This window comes from Planctomycetia bacterium (assembly GCA_034440135.1).
Taxonomy (GTDB): Bacteria; Planctomycetota; Planctomycetia; order Pirellulales; family JALHLM01; genus JALHLM01.
In genome coordinates this window covers 1-9,754 of record JAWXBP010000531.1, presented here as the reverse complement: position 1 = coordinate 9,754, position 9,754 = coordinate 1, and the positions used below count along the sequence as shown (strand labels likewise).

Annotated in this window: 6 protein-coding genes; 4 read left to right on the top strand and 2 right to left on the bottom strand. The window is 58.0% G+C overall.

The features are described 5' to 3' along the window. The first annotated feature begins 88 nt into the window (after positions 1-88). A complete protein-coding gene (locus tag SGJ19_29595) occupies positions 89-3,262 on the top strand; it encodes an efflux RND transporter permease subunit (GenBank protein MDZ4784419.1) in 3,174 nt (1,057 codons plus the stop codon). 228 nt (positions 3,263-3,490) lie between these two features. On the opposite strand, the gene SGJ19_29590 is transcribed toward SGJ19_29595, so the two are convergent. Then, positions 3,491-4,018, bottom strand: coding sequence for a hypothetical protein (locus SGJ19_29590; GenBank protein MDZ4784418.1), 528 nt, complete (start codon positions 4,016-4,018; stop codon positions 3,491-3,493). 423 nt (positions 4,019-4,441) lie between these two features. On the opposite strand from SGJ19_29590, the gene SGJ19_29585 reads away from it, so the two are divergent. The 3 genes from SGJ19_29585 to SGJ19_29575 all read left to right on the top strand — a co-directional run bounded on the left by SGJ19_29585 (position 4,442) and on the right by SGJ19_29575 (position 9,021). Beyond that, the gene (locus SGJ19_29585) at positions 4,442-5,035 is read left to right on the top strand and encodes an RNA polymerase sigma factor (protein MDZ4784417.1); all 594 of its coding nucleotides are present in this window, start codon (positions 4,442-4,444) and stop codon (positions 5,033-5,035) included. A 352-nt stretch (positions 5,036-5,387) separates the two neighbouring features. Further along, complete coding sequence (locus SGJ19_29580) at positions 5,388-5,855, top strand: anti-sigma factor (protein MDZ4784416.1); 468 nt, start codon at positions 5,388-5,390, stop codon at positions 5,853-5,855. 529 nt (positions 5,856-6,384) lie between these two features. Further along, a complete protein-coding gene (locus SGJ19_29575) occupies positions 6,385-9,021 on the top strand; it encodes an amidase family protein (protein MDZ4784415.1) in 2,637 nt (878 codons plus the stop codon). A gap of 540 nt (positions 9,022-9,561) precedes the next feature. On the opposite strand, the gene SGJ19_29570 is transcribed toward SGJ19_29575, so the two are convergent. Further along, positions 9,562-9,754 (bottom strand): type I restriction-modification enzyme R subunit C-terminal domain-containing protein (locus SGJ19_29570; GenBank protein MDZ4784414.1); only part of this gene is annotated, 193 nt, incomplete at its 5' end.

Here is a 9,754-nt window from a genome sequence, read left to right as displayed (position 1 = left end):
CCGCACAATCTTGCCGAGGGGGACGCAGCTTGTCAAAATAGGCGACATTCCCAGCTTGGAGCGGTTCCCGGCTCAACCCATCTGGGAAATGTCGGTTGACGACGGCGTGGATTTTTACTGGGCGCGCTCGCGGGTGTTGGAGCGACTGGGAACCGCGATCGCCACGCTGCCCGAGGGCGTCACGCCGACGCTGGGACCCGATGCCACGGCGCTCGGGCAGATCTTCTACTACGTGCTGGAAGGTCCGCCGGGAATGAACCTGGCCGAGCTTCGCACCATGCAGGACTACGTTATCAAATACGAGTTGCAGTCGGTGCAAGGCGTCAGCGAAGTCGCCAGCGTTGGCGGATACGTTCGCCAGTACCAGATCGAAGTCGATCCAGACGCCCTGCGATTCCACGACGTGACACTGGAACGGCTCATCACTGCGGTGAAGGATTCCAATATTGACGTCGGTGCGAAGACGGTTGAATCAGGGGGGATGGAGTACGTCATCCGCGGCCGCGGCTTTATCGGTCAGAACAAGGACGCCCAGCAGGCCCTGGCCGATATCGAGAAAACAGTCGTGCTGACGCGCAACGGCGTGCCAGTCCGTATTCGCGATCTGGCGCAAGTCCAACTGGGCCCCGACTACCGCAGCGGCGCGATCGACCTGAACGGATCCGAGGCCGTCGGCGGCGTTGTTGTCATGCGATTCGGCGAAAATCCGCGAGCCGTCATTGAGCGTGTGCGCGAGAAGCTCCAGCAATTGGAACCGAGCCTCAAGGGAGTCAAGGTCGTGTCGGTGTACGATCGCACCGGGCTGGTCGACGAGACGGTCGCCACGCTGACCGAGTCGCTGCGCGAAGAGCTGGTAATCACGGCGGTGGTGATCGTGCTGTTCTTACTGCATTTCCGGGCCAGCGTCATCGTGGCGATCACTTTGCCAATGGCCGTCCTGATGTCGTTCATCGGTATGCGGTGGTTTCAGATCGACGCCAACATCATGTCGTTGGCCGGAATTGCGATTGCCATCGGCGAAGTCGCCGACTTGGGAATCATTATCTCTGAGAACATCTATCAGCATTTGGTCGATTGGGAATCGCAACGAGGCGAAAAGGAGGGTGATCCGAGAAGTCGTACGGACGTCATCATTGAAGCCACTTATGAGGTCGCTCCCGCCGTAATGACGGGCGTATCGACGACGATCGTGAGCTTCCTCCCGATCTTTTTTTTGACCGGGCGCGACCTGAAACTGTTCGGACCACTGGCGTGGACAAAGACGTTCGCCATGCTGGCGGCCCTGCTCGTGGCCGTGTTCCTAGTGCCCGCGCTGTGCCGCATGCTTCTGCGCACATCCAGCTGGAGCCGTCGCCGGGGCATGGCCGTGGCGCTGGCCGCAGGCGGCATCGGCGCGTTGGCGCCAGTGCTCCTTTGGGAACCATGGCTCGACGAAGCGGCGCCGTGGTCCCTGGGCCTTGTGTCGCTACTTACAGGTCTGACTGTCACGGCACTGACTTACGTCATGACACGCGAGCGTCTGCGTCCCATTGAGGAGAATCCGACCAGCCGCATGATTCTCTGGTTCTACGAGCCCACTCTCCGCTTTCTGCTCGCTCACAAATTCAGCTTTATCTCCGTCCCCATTCTCATCATCGTCTTGGGAGCCGGGGCTTGGTTCGGACTGCCTATCGTGATCTACCCAGCTGAGCAGTTCGCGCGTGCGCTCGGCGCGGAGCCAAATGATCTGCCGGGCTACGTCGACTTGAAGCACACCTTTCCCGGCCTGCGTACGGACGATTGGATCGCCCTCGACGAAGGCACGTGGTTCTACATGCCGACGCTCTACCCAGCCGCCAGCTTCACGCAGGGCCTCGAAGTATTACAAACCCAGGACGCTTTGATTCGCGAAATCCCCGAAGTCGAAAACGTGCTTGGCAAGATCGGGCGTGTCGAATCGGCGCTCGATCCCGCGCCGGGCGTGATGATCGAGACTTACGTGATGCTCAAACCGGAGGCCCAATGGCGCGATGGTGTGACGATGGAGTCGATCTGGAGTCAGATCAATGCGGTGGCGACTTTGCCAGGCGTAACGCCCGCGTCGCCGTTGCAGCCAATCGAAGGCCGTGTCGTCATGCTGCAGAGCGGTATTAAGGCCCCCATGGCGATCCGAGTCTATGGCGACAGTCTAGATGGACTGGCAGACGCAGCCCGCCTCGTGGCCGACCGACTGCGGCAAGTCCCCCAGGTCAACGCTGCCACAGTGAATCCGGACATTGTGCTCGGGGTGCCGTACATCGAGTTCGAGGTCGATCGAGACTCAGCCGCTCGCTACGGCATGTCGACAATGGCCGTCAACCAGATCATCGAAACCGCGCTCGGTGGCATGAATCTGACCCAAACCGTGGAAGGACGCGAACGCTATCCCGTTCGAATTCGCTACCAACGTGACTTGCGCGATCAGATTGACAAACTCGGACGCCTGCCCGTCGTCACGGAAACGGGTGAGGTCGTGCCGCTCGAAGACCTTGCGAAGATGACGACGACCTGGGGACCCGGCATGATCAGCAGCGAAGACGCGCGACTCGTCGCTCACGTCGCCTTCGCCCCTTCAGGCATGGTTGGCGACCTGGAGACGGTCGAAGCCGTGGAGAGCCAACTACGCACGGCGCAGAACGATGGATCGCTCAAACTGCCGACGGGTTACTCGCTCTTAGCGGTCGGTTCCTTTCAAAATCAGATTGAGGCGAATCGCCGCTTGTTGATCATTATCCCGATCGTCATCGTGGTGGATTTGCTGATCATCTATTTGAACTTCCGGAATCTGCCGCTAGCGCTGATTATCTTCTCACAGATTCCGATCGCCTTCTTCGGCGGCATGATCGGACTTGGGCTCGCCGGCATGGAGATGAACACCGCTATTTGGGTTGGCCTGATCGCACTCATCGGCATCGCCGAGGACGACGGCGTCGTCATCGCCACTTACATGGAGCAACTCTTCACTCGCCGGCCGATGCGGACGGTACAAGATGTCCGCGAAGCGACCGTCGAGGCCGGTCGCCGGCGCATCCGGCCGTGCCTGATGACTGCCTTCACCACCTTCGCTGCGCTGCTCCCCGTCATGCTCGCCACCGGCCGCGGGGCAGATGTAGCGCGTGCCATGGCGTTGCCGGTATTCTTCGGAATGTTTATCGAACTCGTATCACTCTTCGTCGTGCCAGTGCTCTATTGTGGTTACATGGAAACCCGGTTGAGCCTGGTTCCATCGGAGGAACCAGCTTAGGCGAGATATTGGAGGCTCCAAGTACTTGCCGAGCACTGTCGACCAAACGCATTCCAGAATGTCGCCGTGGGCCTTGTACGGGAGGCAGCTGTGCGTTTGACCTGTCGCTCCAGCCCGGCTGATACCTTCGGGATCGACGACTGCAGTGCCCCATCACCATCGTGCGTCAATACGGACCGTGACCAGCGGCAGCAATGTGACGCCGGCCACGGTCTGCCGTCAGCCAGTCTATTGCTTCTTGGGTTTGGGCTTGTCCAATCCCAGTCGTTTCATCAACTTGTCGTGCTCGGCGATGGCCACGCTCAACGACTCATCGATCCGCTCGCAGCAAGTTGTCGAGCCCTTGCCGTCGATTTCGGCCTTCTCGCACATTTCATGCAGTTCCTTGTGCGACTTCTCGGCTTCTTCCAGATTCTTGTCAATCAAGTCCAACGAGGCCACCGTCGCCTTGTTCCCGGCGGCATGCTTTCGCATCCAGGCCATATGCTTCTGCGACTTGACGATGTATTGCTCGATGGCGTCCGCAGTTTCCTTTGCCACCTCCGGTTCGACCTTCTCGACTTCTGGAGTACGGACATACTCACGGTAGGCGTGGGAATACTCGCGAGCGTTGCGCATCGAGCGATTGGCTGAACCGCTGCGGAAGTTGTATTCGCCCCGCATCTTCGACGTCGCATCCGATTGTTGTGCGGACGCAGGCGTAGTCGCAAGTGCGACAGCAAATCCAACGATGGTGAAAACGAACAGCTTGTACATCTGGCTTCTCCTTTGATGTTTGCGAGAATCTGCCACTTGTGAACACGACAAGAGACGGACTCAACGCGGTAGTAATTGCCATGCCGGTGACGGGCATTACACCTGGTGAAACGCGACGCGCGTAAATGCGCCTAAATACCGGCTCACGACGCAACGGTGCGGAATAACCCGCCCCTACTTTGATGCCGGTGGTGAGCCTCTTCTTCACGAAGGCAGTGAAAAGCGACAAGCAGTGCCCATTTCGTCGGTGTTTTAACGTTCGCAAGACTGACTCCCATGCCTATCATGGGAAGGAACGACAATGCCGGTCCGCCAAGGACGAATAGTCCGTAGCCTGCAAAGACATGCTTATTCCCACAGAGCCATTCGAAGATTGACCGCAGGTGTGCGAAACTGTCCCAAGGCTCGGTAACGAGTGAAGAAATGTGGCCGAACGAGCATCCAAACCTGAGCGAAACTGCTCAATCGAGCGCACTTGATTCTGGTTGGCCGCCAGCGGAGGAGGTGATCCGCACAGCGCAAGGCGGCGATCGGCAGGGGCAAAGGCGGCTATATGATGCTTGCCGTGAGCGTGTGTATCGACTTGCCTACCGGATGATCGGGCCGGACGATGCAGCCGACGTGAGTCAGCAGACATTCCTCCAAGTCTTTCGCAACATTACTCAATTCGCAGGTCAGAGTCGCTTTGAAACTTGGTTATTCCGCATCGTGTTGAACGAATGTTTCCAACTTCGTCGGCGGCGGGCTCGTCGGCCGGCGTATTCGCTTTGTGTTGACGTAATGGACCACGAGCCTGGGCAGGAACGGTCGACGGATGCGAGCGACCTGCTGGAAATGGCGCTTTTGCAACTGGATCCCGATCTGCGCAGCATTTTCCTGTTGCGGGAGATCGAACATCTCGGTTACGAGGCAATTGGCGAGGCCTTGGGAATTCCCGCTGGCACAGTGGCGTCGCGGCTCAATCGGGCGCGGCGTGAGTTGCAAGGAATCCTGATTGCACTTGGTTGGGAGCCCTGAGATGAATTGTCGCGAAGTTCAAGAGCAGTTGTCGGCGCTTCTCGATGGCGAGTTGTCCGAGAACGTGGCCGCACAAGTGGCGTCGCATGTGGAGTCCTGTCCGGACTGCTCCGAGCAACTGCGGGTCTTTCGAGAATTGTCCCGCTTGGCGACATCACTTAGCACGCCAGTTGCTTCTAACGCTTGGGAGGCGCTTAGCTCCGAGCTCGCAAACACAGCGCCGTCCAGTGAAGCGTTGACGCGATTCGGAATCCCTCGACTGAACTCGAAGTGGGCAGTCGCTGCAGGATTGCTTTTGGTCTGCGGCACAGTTGGCCTCGTCCTAGCCTTCCAATCGCATCACTCTCATAACATGGCGGAGGCGTTTGATCACTTCCTGGTGGAATTTGCGAAGTCGCCAAGTCAGGCCGAAGCCGTGCTGTCGACGATGTATGAGGGACAGCCTGTCACTGCCACCAAAGCCGAACGCCTACTGAATTACCGGCCAGCCATTTACCGCGGGCTTCCACCCGATTATTCCCTGAACAGCGCGTACGTCATGAAGATGCCATGCTGCACCTGTTTCCAGGCGAATCTTGCCTCGAATGACGGTGGCGGCATTGCCGTCTTCGAACACAACGGTGAGCAAGATGAGTGGTTCGGCGTCCGTCCTTCGACCGAGGTGCTTTGCCGGGGAATGCCCACGCGCCTCGTTCAAATTGATTCGTACTTAGCAGCCAGTTGTCCCTGCGGTCCCCGATACTTGACAATTGTTGGTGCAAAAAACGTTGAGGAAGTGGAGCGGCTCCTCGCGTTCTGGATCCCAGAGCATGGTCCCTGATAATGCAGGCTCGGGCGCATTCACATACTGACGTGCGACATGCACTCTTGCGACGTGTGGTGCTTGTTTCAGGCGACTGATGATCCGCATGTACATCGCTGTGCCCCGTGCGGATTTACGTCCGCCCCGACGCGGTTTGCACCAGAGAAGGTGCGACGGCAATGTCAGTCGACCAGGATTGTTTCGTCCCGAACCCCGTCATTCGTAGATCGGGTTCGTAACTACCACGAGGCCCGCGAGCGGTGGATTGCCGCGGGACTGCCGGTCCGGACCGCGGCAGAGATGGCCCGTCTACACGCCATCTGCAAAGCCTGCGAACATTTCAGCGGGTCTAGCTGCAAACTTTGCGGATGTGCGATTCATCCATCGCGGAGATGGCTCAACAAGCTCAATTGGGCCACCGAGCATTGTCCGTTGGCGGAGCCACGCTGGTAGGCGTGCGACCATCTCTGGAACAGACTTGCGGCGCGTTCAGTGGCTGGGGAGAATGTGACGCAATAGTCCGGGTCCTCATCCAGGGCAGATTCTCATGTTCGCTCAACGGCTGCTGCTGTGCGTCGTCCTACTTCTCGTCCCTTCCGCCGCCCGCGCCGAAATCTACCGCTGGGACAACGGCGAGGTGATCCCGGGCACGGAAGGGATCACATTAGGTCCTGGCGTGCAACTCGATCACCTTGAGTTGACCTTCGCTGAACTCAACGGGGATCTTACGAACGCAAACTTTTCCGGATCGAATCTGGCCGACGCGTCGATCTGCTGTTCACTTCAAGATGCCGATTTTTCCGGCACTATTATCCGCGGCGCCATTTTATATGGCGTTCAACGCGAACAACTCTATTCGACGCAAAGTTACCTGGAGCGGGACTTGCGCGGCGTTTTCTTCATCGGAGTCGACCTCACCGGCTGGGATCTGAGCCATCAGAACCTTTCCAACTCTGTTCTGCGGGGCGCTAATTTTACTAATATGGCGATGGTCAATGCCGATCTTACCGGTGCTGATCTACGAAAGTCTTTGGGAACCCTTAATCCATCGGTGAACTTGCGTAACGCGATTCAAGCCGACAGCGAGATTCACGGATTGAATTTGTTAGCAGGCGAGACATTGACGTTGCTCACGTCGGACTTGTGTGCGATGGAATGCGAATCGGTCGGAGTGGAAGTGTCGCAGTCATTCGTCGTCGCCGAGGGCGCTCAGCTGGAGGTGCTGATTCAACAGGGAAAGGCCTTCGGATTTCACAAGCCAATCCAAGTGCATGATTTGACTTCAGTGACGCTTGGTGGGACGCTTAATATCGTCGGCAATAAGTGGGGACACCGAGAGCAACTTTACGGCACTTTTGATCTTTTCGATTGGCCGAATCCACTCGACGGCTCAAATCGGTTTGATGCGGTCGTTGCTCCCCCCGGCATGTTTGTAGATTCCAGCCAACTCTACTCAACGGGCGAGGTCACGCTGACTGCCGTGCCGGAGCCGCACGCCGCATGGCTGATGATCGTTATGGCAACCCTGCTCATCGGGCCGCGTGTGGCCCGTCGTCTCAGTACGAAAACCTGGTCTGGCGTCGTTGCATTGGGGGCATTATCATGGCAGTCCCCGGCGCGTTGTGAAACATTCACGCTCTCGGAGTCTACCGTCGTCGACATCAATCACGCCTTCGATTCAGGCGTCCTGACGTCCGAAAAACTGGTGCAACTCTACCTCAATCGCATCGCGGCCTTCGACGACGGTGGCCCGGCGTTGAACTCGATGATCGCGCTGAATCCTGCGGCGTTGGAAACGGCGCGCGCCTTGGACGCCGAGCGCCGGGCTTCTGGGCCACGGAGCCCTTTGCATGGCGTGCCGATCGTGCTCAAGGACAATGTCGACACGTTCGACATGCCAACAACCTTCGGTTGCTTGGCACTGGAGGGTTCGATTCCCCCGGACGATGCCTTTCTCGTTCGCCGCCTGCGCGAGGCGGGAGCCATCATTCTTGGCAAGAACAACCTCGACGAATTTGGGGTTGCACTTAACGGTCGCAGTTCATTGGGCGGCCAAACACGCGACGCTTACGATCCAAATCGTGTACCGCTCGGTTCCAGCGGCGGTACCGGCGTGGCGGTGGCCGCCAACTTTGCCGCATTGGGCATTGGTGCCGATGCGATCGGGTCGGTCCGGATGCCCTCTTCAGCAAGCTCACTGGTCGGTTTAAAGCCAACGTTGGGATTGATCAGCCGTGATGGACCGATGGCTTACGATGTAACCCGTGAAATGGCCGGGCCGATGGCGCGCACGGTGACCGACGTGGCGATCACTCTCGATGTCATCGCCGGCTATGATCCGGCCGATCCGACGACTGTTCTCAGCCAAGGACATATTCCGGCAAGTTACCTGGATTCGCTCCAAATCGGCCGTCTTCAGCAGGCCAAGTTCGGGAAAGTACCCTATAGCGCTGTCGGCCGCACCAATACGATGCGGGACCTTGCCGAAGCCGCGTATCAAGAACTACAAGGACTCGGAGCGGAGTTAACGCGGCCAGTCGACGTGACCTTCATGCCCGATTGGTACAGCACGCTGTTCGATAGTGTCGAGTACGATTGGAATCGCTATCTCGAAAGTCTGGGGCCGGGAGCGCCAGTGAACTCGCTCGATGAGTTGATCGCGTCTGGCGAATACATGCCGTCGCTCGATGGTTACTTCGCGACGGTCATTCGCGGTGACACGCCTTACCTGGACGATCCGGCGTTTATTCAGCTACTGTCTCAACGAGACTCGTTGAGACAGCAATTGATCGGCATCATGAACTCCCAGGGCCTGGACGCCTTGGTGTATCCGACTTTTCCCCAAGCGCCCGCACTGACGACGGTCGAAGAACGCGTTTGGACTCAGGACCATTTTGACAACATGACTTTGGCTGCATTCCTGGGACTTCCCGCGATCACCGTTCCAGCGGGGTTTACGCCGGACGGCTTGCCGTTGGGCATTGAGTTCCTGGGCCGACCGTTCAGTGAACCGGAACTTTTGAGTTTCGCATATGACTACGAACAGGCCACGTTGCATCGACTGCCGCCGGCATCCACTCCACCGCTACCGGGCGAAACAGTGCCAGAGCCGAACTCGGCTTACTTGGCGCTTTCATTGACGATACTGCTTGTGTGCCATGTTCGACGGAGTCAAAACGCTTAACTTCCGTGGCGCGTCGCTGGGAATCTGCAACGGTTTTGATGTTCGCGCCGCGCGAAGGGCAGTCTTCGGATGGTTGCGCGCGATTGAGCGGAACGAACAGCTGTTAACCCAGGCCGCGCGAGAGTCAGAGACAACCGAGAGTTTTGGCTCGAGAATGCCCGATTCGGAGCCCAAATCGCCTACGTCCGATGTCGCGCCTTGCGAAGAAGAGACGAGCCAAGTGCGGCAATAGTGTCGCAAGTTGTTGCCATAACTGGCCCTAAATAGAACCTCGCCGCAAGTGTAGCGCTCGAATTCGAGAATATGCTTGAAAAAAGGCTGTTTCTGGCGTCATGCTCGCTATGCTCAGGACGAGGGGCTATTTAGAACGCAAAAAGCCGACGTCTCACGACGTCGGCTTTCCGTATAACCCTGCGGTAGGCGAATTTCGCTACCGACAAAACAAGTGGAGCAGGCCGGATGTAAACCTGCGACTGCAGGGTTATGGTGTCGCCTGTGTCGCTGTAGTCGTCTCAACGACACTCGCACCGAATTCGGCGCTCACGCAGCGAGGGCCGTCGCCCGGACGTGTTCAATTGCGGCGATCAACTCTTCGAGCTGCGAGGCGCTGAAGAGCCCATCTGGTCCCTGAGGTGTCAGGTCTGTGAACGGCGATTCGTAAAGTCGCGACGCTTCCATTTCGCCATGTTCCGTCAAGTGGTTGATGATCAGATTCACGAATTCGATCTGGTTG

Coding starts and splice junctions, on each gene's coding strand:
- SGJ19_29590 (MDZ4784418.1), bottom strand. CDS start 4,018: ATGTACAAGCTGTTCGTTTTCACCATCGTTGGATTTGCTGTCGCACTT.
- SGJ19_29595 (MDZ4784419.1), top strand. CDS start 89: ATGTCGGTTGACGACGGCGTGGATTTTTACTGGGCGCGCTCGCGGGTG.
- SGJ19_29585 (MDZ4784417.1), top strand. CDS start 4,442: ATGTGGCCGAACGAGCATCCAAACCTGAGCGAAACTGCTCAATCGAGC.
- SGJ19_29580 (MDZ4784416.1), top strand. CDS start 5,388: ATGGCGGAGGCGTTTGATCACTTCCTGGTGGAATTTGCGAAGTCGCCA.
- SGJ19_29575 (MDZ4784415.1), top strand. CDS start 6,385: ATGTTCGCTCAACGGCTGCTGCTGTGCGTCGTCCTACTTCTCGTCCCT.